Origin of the sequence: Pseudactinotalea sp. HY160 (genome assembly GCF_009372055.1) — a bacterium.
Taxonomy (GTDB): domain Bacteria; phylum Actinomycetota; class Actinomycetes; order Actinomycetales; family Beutenbergiaceae; genus HY158.
In genome coordinates, this window is the sequence record NZ_WHMT01000002.1 from 1 (window position 1) to 16,755 (window position 16,755).

The 16,755-nt window shown below is 72.4% G+C and carries 12 protein-coding genes and 1 tRNA gene; 3 read left to right on the forward strand and 10 right to left on the reverse strand.

Annotation, left to right across the window (positions count from 1 at the left end; translation table 11 throughout):
• Positions 1-1,073: 1,073 nt before the first annotated feature.
• From GCG21_RS02660 to tmk, 4 genes are all read right to left on the reverse strand, one after another.
• Positions 1,074-1,149 (reverse strand) — tRNA-Thr (locus tag GCG21_RS02660).
• Positions 1,150-1,231: 82 nt separating this feature from the next.
• Complete coding sequence (locus GCG21_RS02665) at positions 1,232-2,746, reverse strand: alpha/beta hydrolase (RefSeq protein ID WP_194164897.1); 1,515 nt, start codon at positions 2,744-2,746, stop codon at positions 1,232-1,234.
• Between the two features lie 66 nt (positions 2,747-2,812).
• Positions 2,813-3,946, reverse strand: coding sequence for a DNA polymerase III subunit delta' (locus GCG21_RS02670; protein WP_152817745.1), 1,134 nt, complete (start codon positions 3,944-3,946; stop codon positions 2,813-2,815).
• Positions 3,943-4,560 (reverse strand): dTMP kinase, encoded by a 618-nt coding sequence (gene tmk, locus GCG21_RS02675; protein ID WP_153877168.1) that lies wholly within the window; start codon positions 4,558-4,560, stop codon positions 3,943-3,945. Before tmk ends, GCG21_RS02670 begins: the two co-directional genes overlap by 4 nt.
• 104 nt (positions 4,561-4,664) lie before the next feature.
• On the opposite strand from tmk, the gene GCG21_RS02680 reads away from it, so the two are divergent.
• Entirely contained in the window at positions 4,665-5,675 is a 1,011-nt protein-coding gene (locus GCG21_RS02680) for a Gfo/Idh/MocA family protein (RefSeq protein ID WP_152817746.1), read from the forward strand.
• 39 nt (positions 5,676-5,714) lie between these two features.
• Here GCG21_RS02680 and topA read toward each other — a convergent pair whose 3' ends face one another.
• The 4 genes from topA to GCG21_RS02695 all read right to left on the reverse strand — a co-directional run bounded on the left by topA (position 5,715) and on the right by GCG21_RS02695 (position 11,754).
• A complete protein-coding gene (topA, locus tag GCG21_RS02685; RefSeq protein WP_228760062.1) occupies positions 5,715-8,387 on the reverse strand; it encodes a type I DNA topoisomerase in 2,673 nt (890 codons plus the stop codon).
• A gap of 101 nt (positions 8,388-8,488) precedes the next feature.
• On the reverse strand, positions 8,489-9,370 hold the full coding sequence (locus GCG21_RS17170) for a phosphatase PAP2 family protein (protein ID WP_194164898.1): 882 nt from the start codon (positions 9,368-9,370) through the stop codon (positions 8,489-8,491).
• A gap of 5 nt (positions 9,371-9,375) precedes the next feature.
• A complete protein-coding gene (locus tag GCG21_RS16080; RefSeq protein WP_194164899.1) occupies positions 9,376-10,986 on the reverse strand; it encodes an SAM-dependent methyltransferase in 1,611 nt (536 codons plus the stop codon).
• A gap of 15 nt (positions 10,987-11,001) precedes the next feature.
• Positions 11,002-11,754: a FadR/GntR family transcriptional regulator gene (locus GCG21_RS02695; protein WP_152817992.1), complete on the reverse strand. Its 753-nt coding sequence runs from the start codon at positions 11,752-11,754 to the stop codon at positions 11,002-11,004.
• 137 nt (positions 11,755-11,891) lie between these two features.
• Between GCG21_RS02695 and GCG21_RS02700 the strand changes: the two genes are divergently transcribed.
• Entirely contained in the window at positions 11,892-12,560 is a 669-nt protein-coding gene (locus GCG21_RS02700) for a TMEM175 family protein (RefSeq protein WP_152817749.1), read from the forward strand.
• Positions 12,561-12,591: 31 nt separating this feature from the next.
• Here the strand turns inward: GCG21_RS02700 and GCG21_RS02705 are convergent, their stop codons facing one another.
• A complete protein-coding gene (locus tag GCG21_RS02705) occupies positions 12,592-14,232 on the reverse strand; it encodes a sialidase family protein (RefSeq protein ID WP_152817750.1) in 1,641 nt (546 codons plus the stop codon).
• Between the two features lie 3 nt (positions 14,233-14,235).
• Positions 14,236-14,979 carry a FadR/GntR family transcriptional regulator gene (locus tag GCG21_RS02710; protein WP_152817751.1) on the reverse strand — a complete coding sequence of 248 codons (744 nt, stop codon included), beginning with the start codon at positions 14,977-14,979 and terminating at the stop codon, positions 14,236-14,238.
• Between the two features lie 99 nt (positions 14,980-15,078).
• Between GCG21_RS02710 and GCG21_RS02715 the strand changes: the two genes are divergently transcribed.
• Positions 15,079-16,719 (forward strand): ABC transporter substrate-binding protein, encoded by a 1,641-nt coding sequence (locus tag GCG21_RS02715; RefSeq protein WP_152817752.1) that lies wholly within the window; start codon positions 15,079-15,081, stop codon positions 16,717-16,719.
• The last annotated feature ends 36 nt before the right edge of the window (positions 16,720-16,755 follow it).

Here is a 16,755-nt window from a genome sequence, read left to right on the forward strand (position 1 = left end):
CCACACTCAGCGGCCGTTCCTCCCGCTCGGGGCGACGAGATAGAACATTACGCACCCCCACCCCCCACGTCAAATCCCACCCCCACCCCCACACACCCACCCCCACAACGCCCTGACCAGCACAAACGCCCCGAACTCCGGCCACGCCGAGCCGAAATCCGGGGCGCCCGGACCGATTCGTGACCGTACTCACAACCACCCACCAGGCCCGGCCACACAGACGAATCCACCCGAATCCAAGCGAATCCAAGCGTCAACAGCCGAACCACTCAGGCACTGACGGACCCAGGGGCTCCCCGGCGCAAGGGCTCCCAGGCGCAGGGGCTCACGGACGCAGAGTGGAGGGACTCAACAGCCCCCGGTCGTCACCACAACACAACCCCGCCGGCCCCCCGCGCACGGGCACAACCCCGCCCGCGCGCAGGTCGGCACCAGCGAGCACCCGATCGGGATCGGTCACCCTTGACGTTGTTCAGGTACGCGTCCCCATCGCTTACCGCCCGCCGCGCCTCGTTCCGACGACGACACAGGCCGGACGAGTTGTCGGGGTGCATCGGTTCGCGGCGGCCGGGGCTGTGAGGCGCGTCGGCCCGGGCCCGCGGCTCCGGACCGCCGGGGCCGCGCGGCGGGTCTGCGGGATTGCTCGAGGCGCTGCGAGCAGAGCCGACTCCCGCCGCACCGCCGGCCCCACCACCCCTGTACCGGCCGAGCTCGAGCCCGCCCTGGATGGCCACCCGAGGTGGCCGCGGTGTCGGGGTGGCCGCGGTGTCGGGGTGGCCGCGGTGTCGGGGTGGCCGCGGTGTCGGGGTGGCCGCGGCGGTGGGGTGGCCGCGGCGGTGGGGTGGCCGTGGTGACCGCACGGGTGCATGGTCGCGTCGACGGCCGTCGGAGGGTTCGGCGGGTGCGCGCGCGGGTCGCCGGCGCGCCGATCGCCGGCCGGCGTCGCCTTCTTCGAGACTGTGTGCATTCCGGCGAGCCTGCGCATCGTGGCGCGAGCGCACCGGATGCCTGCCCGGATCCAGCCCCGGATGCAACACGACCCCCGGTCCAGGTGGACCGGGGGTCGTGTGCTGTGGAGCCGCCTCGGGGAATCGAACCCCGGACCTATTCATTACGAGTGAATCGCTCTGCCGACTGAGCTAAGGCGGCGTGGCCGGTTGGGCCGCGCCCACTGTACCCGGATCGGAGCCCGGGCGGCAAAATCGGCCGCCGCCACCGCCTGGTTCGTGACTCAGCACACGGTGCCGTCGGCCGGCACGGTGCCATGGAGCAGGAAGTCCTCGACCAGGGGGTCGATGCACGAGCCGTTGCCGTAGGCGGTGTGCCCGTCGCCGTCGTAGCCGAGGAAGACCCCGGATTCGAGTTCCTCGGCGAGTGCCTCGGCCCAGGCGTACGGCGTCGCCGGATCGCGGGTCGTGCCGATGACGACAATGGGCGGGGTTCCCGCGGCGGCGATGGGGGCGCGTGTTCCGGTCGCCTCGATCGGCCAGGTGGTGCAGCTCAGTTCTCCGTAGCCGAGGTAGGGCCCGAAGAGGGCCGAGGCGTCCACCGCCGCCTCCGCCGCCGTCTCGATCTCCTCCCGATCGCTCGTGACGGGGAAGTCGAGGCAGTTGATCGCGGTGAACGCGCCCTGGTCCTCGGGGTAGTGCCCGTCCTCGTCGCGCTCGAGCGAGAAGTCGGAGAGCCATTTGATCGTGGCGCCGTCGCCGGAGTCGAGCAGCCCGCCGATGGCCTGGCTGAGCAGCGGCCAGGACTGGGTGGAGTAGAGGGCGACGACGATCGCGCTGATGAGGTCGGCGTCGGTCGCCGGGCGTTTCGGATCCCCGGTGTCCGCCGGGCTGTCGGCCAGTTCCTCGAGCAGGTCGATCGTGCGCTGGTAGGCCCGGTCGACGTCACCGTTGAACGGGCATTGACCGCCCTCGAGGCAGTCGGCCAGGTAGGCACGATAGGCCGTCTCGAACCCGGCCGCCTGACCGATCGTCATCTCGGCGTATGTCAGGGCGGGGTCGATGGCCCCGTCGAGCACGAATCGGCCGACCCGGTCGGGGAAGAGCTCGGCGTAGGTCGCCCCGAGGAAGGTGCCGTAGGAGAAGCCGAGGTAGTCGAGGCTCTCGTGCCCGAGGACCGCCCGGATGATGTCCAGGTCGCGGGCGGCGCTCACGGTGTCGACGTGCCCGAGCAGCTCGGGGTTGTTCTCCAGACAGGCCTGCCCGTAGTCCTCCTGCGCCGCGACCATGGCGTCCCAGCCGTCGTCGGTCTCGAGGTCGTACTCCGTCGTGTACCACTCGTCCAGGCGGGCGTCGGAGTAGCAGTGGATTCCGCTCGACTCGCCGACGCCCCGGGGGTCGAACCCGACGATCGCGGCCCCGCCCAGGAGGTCCGTGCCGAAATAGCCGCGGGCCGATTCGACCAGCTCGAGGCCAGAGCCGCCCGGCCCGCCGGGGTTGACGAGAACCGACCGGTCCGCGCCCCCGGCGGGAACCAGCCGGTTGAGTGCGAGGTCCAGCGTGTCCCCGTCCGGGGTGGCGTAGTCGATCGGCACGGTGACCGAGGCACATTCGAGGGACCCGCAGTCGCGCCAGTCCACCGCCTGTTCGTAGTACTCGCTCAACTCCCCCGCGCCCTGCCCGCCCGCGGCAGGCGCATCGCCCCCCTGAACCATCGGCGCGGTGGTCGAGCACGCGGCCAGCGTGAGCGCGGAGACGGCCGCGAGGACGGCGGTACCCACCGTGGTCTGTGATCGCACGGTGCCCATCCTAGGTCGGCCCACCGGGCGGGCTCTCCGCGGCCGCACGACGATCCCGGGCCCCGCTCAGCCCTGCGGCCGCAGCGCGATGAACAGCGACTCGAGCGCCAGTTGCGGCGCGATCGACGTGAATTCGGCGAATCGGTCCCGGGTGCGGGTGATCGCGCGCATCCGGCGCAGGGTCTGCTCGGCGGTGGAGTCGCCGGCGAGCTCGCGCACCTGTGACTCCTCTCGCACATTGATGAGCCCCACCTCGGCGCCGAGCTGCACCGTGATCACATCCCGGTACAGGGAGAGGAGGTCGACCAGTGCCCGGTCGAGGGTGTCGAGCAGCGACCGGCGGGCCCGGCGCTTCTGTTCCTCCTCCAGGTGGTTGAGCTGCGATCGCAGCCCCGGCGGGATCCGACCGTCGGCGTCGATTCCGCTCGATTGCAGGAATGCCGCCCGCTCCGCCGCGTCCCGATCGTCCGTGGCCGCCTTGGACTGTTCCTTCGCCGCGTCGATGAGTCCGCCGGCCTCGAGCACGGCGTCCCCGACGCCCCGGATCCGCCCGGGGATGCGCAGCACCTGTTCCCGATAGGCGCGGGCGTCCTCGTGCAGGGCCAGCCGGCGGGCCACCCCGATGTGGCTCTGGGCCGCGAGGGCACAGGTGAGCGCGAGCTCGGGCTCGACCCCGTCGCGCCGAACGAGCAGGTCGGCGACCGCCTGCGCGGGCGGAATCCGCAGGTTCACCTGCCGGCAGCGCGAGCGGATCGTCGGCAGCAGGTCGATCGGGCTCGGCGCGCACAGGATCCACACGGTGCGCTCGGGCGGCTCCTCGACCGCCTTGAGCAGCACGTTCGAGGTGCGCTCGGAGATCCGGTCGGCATCCTCCACGATGAGGATCCGCCACGCACCCGTGCTCGGCGCCTGCTGGGCGAGGTCGACGAGGGCCGTGGCCTCCTCCTTGGCGATGATGAGCTTCTCGCTCCGATGCACCCGGACGTCCGCGTGCGTGCCGGCGAACGCCGTTCGGGCGGCGTGCGAATCGGGGTCGCCCTGGGACTGCAGCGCCGCGGCGAAGGCCCGGGCCGCGACCGACCGGCCCGAGCCCGGTGGTCCGGTGATCAGCCAGGCGTGGGTCATCGCCTCACGGTGCGCCGCCGCCTGGGCCAGGACCGCGACCGCCTCCTCCTGACCGACCACCGCCTCCCAGCTCATGCCCGCGCTCCCGGACGGGCCAGCCGAGCGGAGACGACCGCGCGGATGCGGTCGGCGAGCTGCTCGGGGCGAGCTCCGGCGTCCATGATCACGAAGCGCTCCGGCGCCGCGGCCGCCCGCGCGAGGAACGCCTCACGCGTGGCCCGGTGGAATTCCTGCCCGGCGCGTTCGAGCCGGTCGAATGCGCGCTGGAGGCGATCGGGCAGGCGGGCGGGATCGAGATCGAGCAGGAGCGTGAGATCGGGCAGGAGCCCGCCGACCGCCCAGCGGTTGAGATCCTCGACGCGTTCCGCCCCCAGTCCCCGGCCCACGCCCTGGTAGGCGACTGAGGAGTCGAGGTAGCGGTCGGTGAGCACGACCCGCCCGGCTGCGAGCGCGGGGCGGACGAGCGAGTCGACGTGATGGGCCCGGTCGGCCGCGTACAGCAGCGCCTCGGTGCGCGGATCCATGTCGCCGCCGTGCAGGATGAGATCGCGCAGGGAGCGGCCCAGCTCGGTGCCGCCCGGTTCGCGCGTGATGAGCGGATCGTGGCCGCGCTCGGTCAGCCACTCGGCGAGCAGGCCCACCTGGGTGGTCTTGCCCGCGCCGTCGCCGCCCTCGAAGGAGATGAACACAGCGCTCACTGTATCCGGGCACGCCGACAGTCCTCGGCAGCGGCCGGTTCCGTGCAGTACCGTTCCACCAACCTCTCCCGCCCCGACGTCGATCTGGAGTGACCATGTCCGCCGCACCCGCGCTCGGCCCCGACCCCGCCCTCGCCCCGCCGCTGCGGTGGGGCATCCTCGCCCCGGGCGGGATCGCCCGCAAGTTCGCCCGGGAGCTGCACCGGTACACGAGCTCACGGGTCGTCGCCGTCGGCTCGCGGTCACTGGAACGCGCCGAGGCGTTCGCCTCGGAGTTCAACGCCGGGACGGCGTACGGCAGCTACGCGGAGCTCGTCGCCGATCCGCGGGTCGAGGCGGTGTACGTGTGCTCGCCGCACTCCCATCACCGCGAGCACGCCCTCCTCGCGATCGAGGCGGGCAGGCACGTGCTCGTGGAGAAGGCATTCGCCCGGAACCGGGCCGAGGCCGAGGAGGTGTTCACGGCCGCCCGACTCGCGGGGGTCTTCGCGATGGAGGCGATGTGGACGCGGTTCCTGCCGCACGTGCGGGCGCTGCGCGACCTCGTGGCCGCGGGCGCCATCGGCGAGATCACCCACGTCTACGCCGCGCACGGCCAGCCGATCGCCCAGGTGCCGCGGATGGCCCGCCCCGATCTCGCCGGCGGCGCGCTGCTCGACCTGGGCGTGTACCCGATCTCGTTCACCCACGATCTGCTCGGCCCGCCGGAGGAGATCACGTCGGCCGGGATTCTCACCGACGCGGGGGTCGATGCCAACGTCGGCGTCGTGCTCACCTACCCGAACGCCGTGGCCACGCTCTCGACCACGATGCTCGCGCGCACCCGCAACGTGGCCGAGATCGCCGGCACCGCGGGCACGATCCGGGTGACCGACACCTTCTACCATCCGTCGGCACGCCTCGAGGTCACCGGCGCCGACGGCGAGGAGCGGGTGATCGACCCGGGCGCCGAGGGCGGGTTCCAGTTCGAGGCGGCCGCGGTGGCCCGGGCGGTGGCCGCGGGCGAGACCGCATCGGAACTCATGTCCTGGCAGGGCACGCTCGACGTCATGAGCACGATGGACACGATCCGCGGCCAGCTCGGGGTGACCTTCCCCGGGGAATGAGCCCGGTCGCTGAGCCCGGGGATGAGCCCGGGGCCCCGGCTACTTCTTCTTGGCCGCCGGTTTCTTGGCCGCGGGCTTCTTGGCCGCGGGCTTCTTCGCGGCCGGCTTCTTGGCCGGCTTCTTCGCGGGCCCGGCCGCCCGCTTCTCCGCGATGAGCTCGAAGGCCCGCTCGGCCGTGAGGGTCTCGAACGGGTCGGCCTTGCGCAGGGTGGCGTTCGTGGTGCCGTCGGTCACGTACGGGCCGAATCGGCCGTCCTTGACCAGCACCGGCTTGCCCGAGACGGGGTCGGGCCCGAACTCGGCGAGCGCCTTGGCCGCGGCCGCGCCCCGCCGCTGCTTCGGCTGGGCGAAGATCGCGAGCGCCTGCTCGAGGGTGATGTCGAAGAGCTGCTGCTCGGACTCGAGGGACCGGGAGTCGGTGCCCTTCTTCAGGTAGGGACCGTAGCGGCCGTTCTGGGCGGTGATGGCGACCTCGGCCGCCTCCTCCCCCTCGCCCTCGGTGACCGTGCCGACGGTCCGCGGGAGGGAGAGGAGCCGCAGCGCCGTCTCGAGGTCGATCGCGGCGACCTCCATGTCCTTGAAGAGGGAGGCGGTGCGCGGCTTCGGCTTCTTCTTCGCGTCGGTCTCGGGCAGGACCTCGGTCACGTACGGGCCGAATCGCCCGGTGCGGGCGACGATCTGGTGCCCGGTCTCCGGATCGGCGCCGAGCTCGCGGTCGCCGTCCGCCTGGGTCTCGATCAATTCGAGCGCCTTGGCGGCGGTGAGCTCGTCGGGGGCGATGTCGGTCGGGACGGAGGCTCGCTTGGGATCCTCCCCCTCGGCGCCGGCGACCTCGACGTAGGGCCCGTAGCGGCCAACACGCAGCGCGACCCCCTGGCCCAGGTCGATCGTGTTCACGGCCCGGGCATCGATGTCGCCGGTGCTCTCCACGAGCGGCTTGAGGCCGGGGTGCCCGGGGCCGCCGTAGTAGAAGCCGGTGAGCCATTCCACCCGGTCGGCCTCACCGCGCGCGATCGAGTCGAGGTCGTTCTCCATCTGCGCCGTGAAGTCGTAGTCGACGAGGTCGCCGTAGTTCTCCTCGAGCAGGCGCACCACGGCGAACGCGAGCCAGCTGGGGATGAGTGCCTGACCGCGACGGTCCACGTAGCCGCGGGAGGTGATGACCGAGATCGTCGCGGCATACGTCGACGGGCGGCCGATCCCCCGCTCCTCGAGCGCCTTGACCAGCGAGGCCTCGGTGTAGCGGGGAGGCGGCGTGGTCTCGTGGCCGTCGGCCGCGATCTCGCCCGCCTCGAGCGCGTCGCCCGTGGCGACCTGCGGCAGCCGGGACTCGTTCGCGCCCGCGTCGTAGCGGTCGGCGTCGCGGCCCTCCTCGTAGGCGGCGAGGAACCCGCGGAACGTGATCACGGTCCCGGCGGCGGAGAACTCGGCGTCCCGGCCGTCGGCGGCGGCCGCGCCGAGCCGGATCGTGGCGGTCGAGCCCTTCGCGTCGGCCATCTGCGAGGCGACGGTGCGCTTCCAGATGAGCTCGTACAGCCGGAACGCCTCGCCGCTCAGCTCCCGGGCCACCTGGCCGGGGGTGCGGAACGTGTCCCCGGCGGGGCGGATGGCCTCGTGCGCCTCCTGGGCGCCCTTGGCCGCCTTGCCGTAGGTGCGCGGCTTCGCGGGGATGAAATCGGCGCCGTACAACTCGGTCGCCTGGGCGCGGGCGGCGGCGACCGCCTGCCCCGACAGCGACGCGGAGTCGGTACGCATGTAGGTGATGAAGCCGTTCTCGTACAGGGTCTGCGCGGTGCGCATCGTCTGGTTCGCGCTCATGCGCAGCTTCCGGGAGGCCTCCTGTTGCAGGGTGGAGGTCGTGAACGGGGCGGCCGGACGGCGCGTGTACGGCTTGGTCTCGACGCTGCGGACGGCGAAGCTCGCCTCGGCGAGGCCGGCGGCCAGGCTCTCGGCGCCGGCGCGGTCGAGGGCGATCACGCCCGCGGACTTGAGCTCGCCCGCGTCGGAGAAGTCGCGACCGGTGGCGATCCGGGTGCCGTCGACGGCGGCGAGCTTGGCCTTGAAGGCCTGATCGGCTGCGGCGAACGTGCCGGTCAGGTCCCAGTAGCCGGCGGCCACGAAGGCCATCCGCTCGCGTTCCCGGGCGACCACGAGCCGGGTCGCCACGGATTGCACCCGGCCGGCGGACAGGCCCTGACGGACCTTGCGCCACAGCACGGGGGAGACCTCGTAGCCGTAGAGGCGGTCGAGGATGCGGCGGGTCTCCTGGGCGTCGACGAGGCGGTCGTCCAGCTCACGGGTGTTCTCGAGCGCCCGCTCGATCGCCTCCCGGGTGATCTCGTGGAAGACCATCCGCTTGACCGGGATCGTCGGTTCGAGCACCTGCAGCAGGTGCCAGGCGATCGCCTCCCCCTCGCGGTCCTCATCCGTGGCGAGGTAGAGCTCGTCGGCGCCCTTGAGGAGCTTCCTGAGTTCGGAGACCTTCTTCTTCTTGTCCGGGTCCACCACGTAGTACGGGGTGAAGCCGTCCTCGACGTCGATCGCGAACTTCTTGTACGGGCCCTTCTTCATCTCCGCGGGGAGCTCGGATGGCTGCGGCAGGTCACGGATGTGCCCGACGGAGGCCTCCACGTCGAACTGCTCACCGAGGTATCCGGCGATGGTCCGGGCTTTCGCGGGGGACTCCACGATGACGAGCTTGCGTGAGCTCACGGGCGATGACCTTCCTTCCACCGCGTCGGACGACCTCGTCGCCGGCGCGCGTATCGAATCCGGTGACGAGACTACGACACCGGCCTGGGGCCCGAGTCCGCTCAGCGGTGTGGGCCGACTGCCAACAGCAGTCGCTGGACCCCTGCCGCCACGGCGACGATCCCGCAGCAGGAGCCGATATAGGCCCATTGGGCCAGTCCGGATCCGGGGCTGACGTCGCCCGTCCCAGGCAGACTGAGCGCCGTCGCGGCCAGGATACCCACACCGAGCGCCGCCGCAATGCCCGCAATCACATCGAGGGAGCGGGCCGAGCCGCGGGCGGCGGTGCGGACCGGGTCGGTCACGACGTACTGGGAGGGCACGCAGCGCCGGATCGACTCGACGATCCCGTACCAGGCCCCGGCGACCATGAACGCCCCGATGACGTCGGCCGGGCGGTGCCAGCCCGCCACGACCGTGCCCCATCCGGTGAGCACCATGTACAGGGTGCCCACGAGGGCCACGGGCCCGCGGCCGCGGGCGGGCACCACGAGGAGCACGCACACCGCGATGGCGGCGGCGACCGTCGTGTGACCGGACGGCCAGGAGTTCCCGTAGGCCAACACCGCCCCGTAGTCGGGCCGGTCGAGCAGGCCCTTGATGAGCTGGGTCGTCACGTTCGAGCCGATATAGAGCGCGGCGGCCGCGACCGCGAGCGCGTAGCGGCGCTGCAGCAGCGCGATCCCCACGATCACCACGCCGGCCGCGATGATGTACGGGGCGGAGACGACGCCCAGGACCGGGCGCGTCAGAGCATCCGGCAGTCCGGGCTCTCCCCTGCCGGTGAGGGTCAGATCGTCGACGACCTGCCCGAGCTCCGAGCGCAGGAAGAGGAACCAGGTGGCCCAGAGCCCGAGGAGGAGCACGCCCGTCGCCAGCAGCGGCCGCACCAGGAAGTCGAGGCGCGTGGGAAACCCGCGCGTGGGGCTCGTCACATCGGTCACATCGGTCACGGTAGCGCCCCGGCGGCGTCGGAGGGGGCCAGGAGCAGCCCGTCGGTGAGGAGCCCGCGCACCGGCCGGGCCACCTGTGCCCAGAGCGCGCCCGGATCGACGTCGAGCAGCGCCGCCACGGCCGCGGCGATCCGGCCGAGGCTCAGCTCGCCGTCGCAGGCGCCCACGACGGCGGCGAGCACGGTGTCGGCGCGGACCGTGCGCGCGAATCCACCACCCTGGCGGAGCACGATGACCTGCGGGTCCGCCTCCCCGGGCCGGTAGTGCCGCTCCTCGGTCACGTCGGGGGCGACGCGGACATGCCAGTCGGCCAGCGCGGCGTCGTCCGTTCGCTCGAGCGTGTCGACGACGTCGAGCACCGTCGCGATCGTCTCGCCCAGGACGGGTGCGATCGTTCCGGTGATCTCCTCGAGGCGGACCCAGGGCGGGCGCGCGCCCTGGTTGCGGAAGACGAGGTAGCCGAATCCGACGCCGGCGACCTGCCGCGAGTCGAGGTCGGCGAGCCACTGCTCGTACGCCTCGTCCCACGCCGCGCCGTCGCGGTCCGGGGTGAGCCCGCCGTCGCGCAGCCAGGTCTCGACGTACTGCGCCGGGTCGAGCAGTTCGCGCTGGATCACCCACGCGTCGAGCCCCGTGCCGCGCGCCCACCCCTCGACGCGCGTCTGCCAGGGCTCACCGGCACGCACCTCCCAGTTCCCGAGGAGTTGGGCGATCCCGCCGGGGGCGAGCATCCGCGGCAGGTCCGCGACGAGGCCCGCGAGCAGGTCGTCCCCGCTGCGGCCGCCGTCGCGATAGGTGTAGGTGGCGAGCGCGCCTCCCCGGGGGCTGATGACGAACGGCGGGTTCGAGGCGATGAGGTCGAAGACCTCCCCCGCGACCGGCTCCCACAGGGACCCGTGCCGCAGCTCGATCTGCGCGGGCCCGGCGACCCGAGCCACCTGAGCCACCTGGGCCGACGGCTCGACCCTCCGCTCGGAACGCACCCGGCGGACCTCCCGGTCGAGGTCCCGGTTGAAGGCCGCCAGGTCGAGGGCCCGCCGGCTCACATCGGTGGCCACGACCCGGTCGGCGTGGGCGCTGAGGCCGAGGGCCTGGATGCCCGAGCCGGTGCCGAGGTCGAGGGCGCGGGAGACCGGCCGGCGGATCGTCAACCGGGCGAGCGTGGCGGAGGCGCCGCCGAGGCCGAGGACGTGGTCGGGGCGCACCCCCCGGCCCGTCGCGGCCTCGCTCGGGTCGGAGGCCAGCAGCAGGTCCTCCTCGCCGAGGCGGGTGGGGCGCAGGTCCACGGCGGCCCGCACGGAGCCGTGCTCGACCACGAGCAGCCCCGCGGCCGCGGCCGCCTCGTAGGAGGAGGGCAGGGCGGTGCGCACGTGCTCCTCCGCGACAGTCTCACCGAGGAGCAGCAGCCGCACGAGCACCGCGAGGGGCTCGTCCCGCTCGCGCAGCCGAAGGCGGGCGGGCAGCACGTTCTCGCGGTCGAGGGCCGCGATCGATCGTTCGTCGAGCAGGTCCGTGACGGCGTCGACCGTGAATCCGGCCAGGTCGGCGGCGAGGCCCGCCAGCCCGGCGGGGTCGATCCGGTCGGGCCGGGCGTCGTGATCGCTCATCGGGTGTGCCCGCGGCTAGGCCCGCGCCCGGTCCGGCGTCGCCTCGTCCGCCTCGACCGGGGTGAACTGGCCGTCCCGGGCGAGTTGGTGAAGAACGTTGCGCACGGGCTCGTAGTGGACCGCGAGGGCCGCCCGCAGTGCAACGGCGTCCTTGGCCTCGAGCGCGTCGACGATCCGGCCGTGCGCCTCGGCGGTCGCCGTCCAGTCCTGCGGGGTCACCGGCAGGGAGGGGGCGATGCGGGCCTGCACGAGCCAGAAGGCCTCGGTCAGCTGCACCATGAGCTCGTTTCCGATCGCCTTCATGAGGCGCATGTGAAACGCCCGGTCCTCCTCCACGTACGGCTTGCCCTCCATCGCGAGCCGGCGCATCCGCACCGCGAGTTCGCGCAGGTAGGCGAGGTCGATCGTGCCGAGGGAGTCGATCATCGGCCGGCTCAGCCCCTGCTCGAGCAGCATCCGGATGTCCACCAGATCCTCGAGCATCCGGCCGTCCGTGCCGCGGGAGAGCTGCCCGCGGAAGGCGAGGGCCTCGACGAGCGCGCGCATCGAGATCCGGCCGACGTACGTGCCGTACCCGTGGCGGATGTCCACGATGTCGAGCGCGGAGAGGCGCTTCATCGCCTCCCGCACGCTCGTTCGGGAGGCGCCGATCGCCTCGATCAGCTGGTTCTCGGTGGGCAGCGGGTCACCCGGCTGCAGCCGTTCGTCGATGATGTACTGCTTGATCGCCTCGACGACGTCCTCGTTGCGAGATCGGGCCGGCTTCATCGTCACGCCTCGACTCCTCCCTGGTATCCGGCCACCAGGATATCGGCACCGGCCTGACATCGTGTACCGCGGCGGGGACCCGCGGAGCCGGCCGGGCGCTCGCGCCCGTGACGGACGCTCCTGTGCTCCAATGAGCCATGGCCGAAAGCTACGACAAGGGATCCTCGAGCTACGACCGCGCGCTCGGGTTCTTCGACGCCGTCTACGGGTTCGCCCTCACCCTGCTCGTCACGACGATCGACGTCTCCGGGGAGGCGACCTGGCAGAGCGTCGGCTCCCTGCTGGGGACCAACGCGAGCCAACTGGCCTCGTTCGCGGTCAGCTTCGTGGTGATCGCGGTGTTCTGGCGTCAGAACCATCATCTCCTCGAGCGCTTCGACCGGATCGACGGGGTGACGATCTGGTCGAATATAGCCGTCATGCTCTTCGTCGTCTTCATCCCGTTCACGACCGAGGCGATCGGCGATCCGGCCCTGCGGCACCTGCCGCTGCCCACCGCTCTCTACGCCCTGAACGTCGCTGGGGCGATCCTGGCGAGCATCGCGATGTACCAGATCGCGCTGCGCCGCGGGATGGTCCGGTCCACGCTCTCGCGCCGGGGACGCCGGGCCCAGCTGCTGAGCGCCCTCACCCGTCCAGCGGTGTTCGTGCTCTCGGTGCCGGTGACCTACCTCGCGGTCGAGGCGTGGGACACCTCGACGCCGGGACAGCTGTTCTGGCTGCTGCTCCTGGTCACCGGCCCGATCGCGGGGCGCTGGGCCGCGCGCGCGGCGGTCCCGGCAGGACCGGCGGCGATCGGCGGGTGATCGGCGTGATCGGCGGGTGATCGGTGCCGCCTCACCGGCCGGCGGCGCGCGCGGGCACCTCGAGGACCGGCCTCGCGCGGGCCGCGGGCGTGGCGATCTCGGTCGCGAACCGGACCCGGCCCGCGCTCAGGTCCCCGGTCCCGACCCGGTGGGACAGGTCGCGGCGCACCCAGCACTCGCCGGGCTCGAGGTCGCGGCTGCGCCCGTCCCAGGTCACCCGCAGCGGGCGCCCGGTCCCGTTCCACGCGCGCCCGTGCACGAGCACGAGATCACCGGCGCCGATCCCGGGCCGCGCCGGTCCCAGATTGCGGTCGAGGGCCGCGCGGGTGCGCAGCACCTGGAGGTCGCCCGCGCCCGGCGCGCGGCCGATCTCCTTGAACACCGCCGCCCCGATCCCCGCGAACTCCGACAGGTCGATCACGTGCACCGGCTCCGTGCCGGACCACTCGTGCGGGCTCGCCGGACGGGCCGGCAGGATGCTGCGCAGCACGAGGTCGACCACGACGCCGCCCGCGTTCGCGCGCGCCCAGCCGGTCGCCCCGGCCGGGACGGGAGCCCCGCGCGGGGTGCGCCGCGGATCGAGGAGCTCCTCCCGCGCGTAGGCCTCGAACCGGATCTCCTGGTACCCGTCCGCCTCGTACACGACGCCGATGCGGCCGTCGGGGAGCTCGGCCAGGCGGGTGTAGCCCGCCGAGCCGGGTTCGAGCACCCGGACGGCGCTCCAGGTGTGGCCCCGGTCGTCGGAGCGGCTGATCTGCGCGCCGCGACGCAGATCGGGGCCGGCCGTGTGGCTCGCGTACAGTTCCGGACCGGCCGCCGGGGCGAGCACGGAGCCGTTCGTGCCGGAATCGGGCAGGTCGCGGGCCGCGGTGACCGGGCCGAACGTCTCACCGCCATCCCTCGAACGGGTCTCGAGCCGGTGGCCGGGGCCCCGCGAGTGGAGCAGGAGCGACCCGTCGGCGAGCATGCACACGCTCGACTCGTTCAGCTCGACGGGAGCCGCCTCCCGCCCGTGGCCGATGGGCCGGCCGAGGCGCCAGCTGCCGCCGTGGTCGTCGCTGACGGCGCAGGCGACGTCGATGCGGCCCCCGATCCGCAGGACGTAGACCTGCACGAGCCGGCCCGCATGGGGGCCGGCGGTGATCGCGCAGCCGGCCCCCGCCGCGGCGAACATGCCGGCGATCCGTTCGCCGTCGAGGACGGCATTACCGCTGCGGCGCAGCGGCGCCGTCAATCGTTCGTGGCGCCACGTGCGCCCCTCGTCCTCGGAGACCGACACGTCGGCGTGCTGGAGCATCGGATCGGCGGGATCCTCACCGTCGCCGGATTCGAAGAACCCCGCCCGCTCGGTGGCCGAGTGGAACAGGAACACCCGCCCGGTGGCGGGATCGGCGAGGAGCGAGGGGTCCCCGAAGCCCTCGTGGCCCGTGCCCCGGCGCACGACCTTGGGCTCCTCCCAGGTGGCTCCGGAGTCCGACGAGCGCCGCAGCAGCAGGTCGATCGGGGCGGGCAGGTCGTCGAAGTCGTGCCGGCCGTCGAACGCGCACAGGGTCGTCGTCGCGGTGGCCGCCAGGGCCGGGATGCGGTACTGGCGATAGCCGCCCACGCCACGCTCGGCCAGGACGACCCGGCCCGGCGCCGGCTCCCAGCAGGCCGCCTCGCGCTCGCCCACCGCTCAGACGCCTGTCTGCTCGACGGCCCGCTCGACGGCCCGCTCGAGTGGGGCGTAGTGCGCGCGGACCGCACGGCGGTAGGCGGCCGCGTCCCCGGCCTCGACCGCCTCGAGCATCCGGCCGTGGGCACGCGCCGTCTCGACGATGTCCGCTCCGGGGGCGACGCCGAGGTACGGCTGGACCACGGTGTGCACGGTCCAGAACGCGGTGACCATCTCCGTGATCAGGGTGTTGTCGACCTTCTCCAGCAGGCGGTGATGGAAGGCGCGATCCTCGTCCACGAACAGCTCGCCCCGGTCCGCCTTGGCGCTCATGCACTCGACCAGATCGGTCAACACCGCATCGCTCGTGCCCGCGTGTTCGGCTGCGAGCGCGTCGGCCATCGCCAGGTCGAGCGCGATCCGCACCTCGAGCACCTCCCGCAGCGTGCGCAGGTCGTCGGCGGCATCGGAGCGGGCGCGGAAGATCAGGCCCCGCACGAGCGGGGAGAGCGACAACCCGCCCACGAACGTGCCGTGCCCGTGCCTGACCTCGACGATGTCCAGGCTCGCGAGCGTGCGGATCGCCTCGCGCAGCGAGGAGCGGGAGATCCCCAGCCGCTCGCACAGCACGGCCTCGGTCGGGATCGGGTCGCCCGGGCGCAGGCTCTCGGCGAGTATCAACTCGGCGATGGCATCCGTCGCAGACCAGGTCTCCCGCTTCGCGGCGGCGCGGCCCAGGGGCGGGGATGCGGCGGGCTCCGTCATTCGGCTTGCTCATTTCTCCGGGGATGTCCTACAGTCATCCTAGCAAGATCGGACATCAGACGTGTTATGTACACCATCACTCTCCGAAGGGTCTCAACGATGAAGATTCAGCCCACGTTCGACCGCCGCAACTTTCTGCGCGCCACCGGCCTGTTCGCCGCCGCGGGGATCGTCACCGCCGTCGCGGCCTGCGCGCCGCAGGACGGCACCGCCGGCGGTGCCACCGGCGACTCCCCCGACACCGGCGCCGATCAGGCCTCCGGCGCCGCGAACACCGACGGCACGATCAACGCGGGCATCAGCTACGAGCTCGGCTCGAACGGCTACGACCCGATGACCACCTCGGCCGCGCTCACGATCGCCGCGAACTGGCACACGCTCGAGGGGCTGACCGAACTCGACCCCGCCACCCTCGAGACCTACAACGCCCTCGCGGCCGCGGACCCGACGAAGGTCGACGACACCACCTGGACGGTCACCCTGCGCGACGGCGCGACCTTCCACGACGGCACACCGGTCACCCCCGAGGACGTCGTCTACTCCTTCGAGCGCGTGCTCGACCCCGAGAACGCCTCGCTCTACTCCCAGTTCATCCCCTTCATCGACTCGGTCGAGGCGACCGACGACACGACGGTCACGTTCACGCTCGCGTACCCGGCCGGCGTCTTCACCGAGCGCCTCTCGGTGGTCAAGATCGTGCCGAAGGCCGCCGTCGAGGCCGACCGGGACGCCTTCGACGCCCAGCCGATCGGGTCCGGCCCGTACAAGCTCGTCGACAACGGCGCCGGTGGAACCGTGAAGTTCGAGCGGTTCGAGGAGTACAACGGCCCCCGCCCGGCGCTGGCCGCGACGATGAACTGGCAGGTGCTCGCCGACGCGACCGCGCGGGTCAACGCCCTCACCTCCCAGACCGTCCAGGCGATCGACTCGGTGCCCTACCTCGACACCGAGACCCTGGCCGGCCAGGGCGCCACCGTCGACTCGGTGCAGGGCTTCGGCCTGCTGTTCATCATGTTCAACATGGGCTCGGAGATCTGGTCCGACCTGCGCAACCGCCAGGCCGTCATGTACGGGATCGACCTGGCCAAGCTCGTCGACAACGGCCTGCTCGGCAACGGCGAGGCCGCCACGAGCTTCCTCCAGTCGACCCACCCGAACTACAACGAGGCCAAGGTCGTCTACGATCACGACCCCGAGAAGGCCAAGGCGCTCCTCGCCGAGTCCGGCCTCGCGGGCAAGTCGATCACGATCACGTGCACCGACCACGACTGGGTGAAGAAGTGCACGCCGCTCATCAAGGAGGACCTCGACGCCCTCGGCCTCGACGTCACCCTCGACGAGGGCCAGTCGGCCGGCGTCTACACGAAGATCGACAGCGGCCCCGACGCCTACGAGATCCTCGTGGCCCCCGGCGACCCGAGCGTGTTCGGCAACGACCCCGACCTGCTCATGCGCTGGTGGCTCGCCGGCGACGTGTGGACCGACCAGCGGATGCACTGGAAGGGCCAGGACTCCTACGAGCAGATGCAGACGCTCCTCGACGAGGGCCTGCGGGCCCAGGACCCCGCCGCGCAGCAGCAGGCGTGGGACCAGGCCTTCGACCTCCTCTCGGAGGAGGTCCCGCTCTACCCGCTGTTCCACCGGAGCGTGCCCACCGCCTGGGACGGCGAGACCCTCGTCGACTTCAAGCCGATCTCGCTCACCGGCCTCTCCTTCGAGAACGTCGCCAGCACCCAGTAGCCCACTCCCTGGGCCCCGGCGATCGACGAGCCGCCG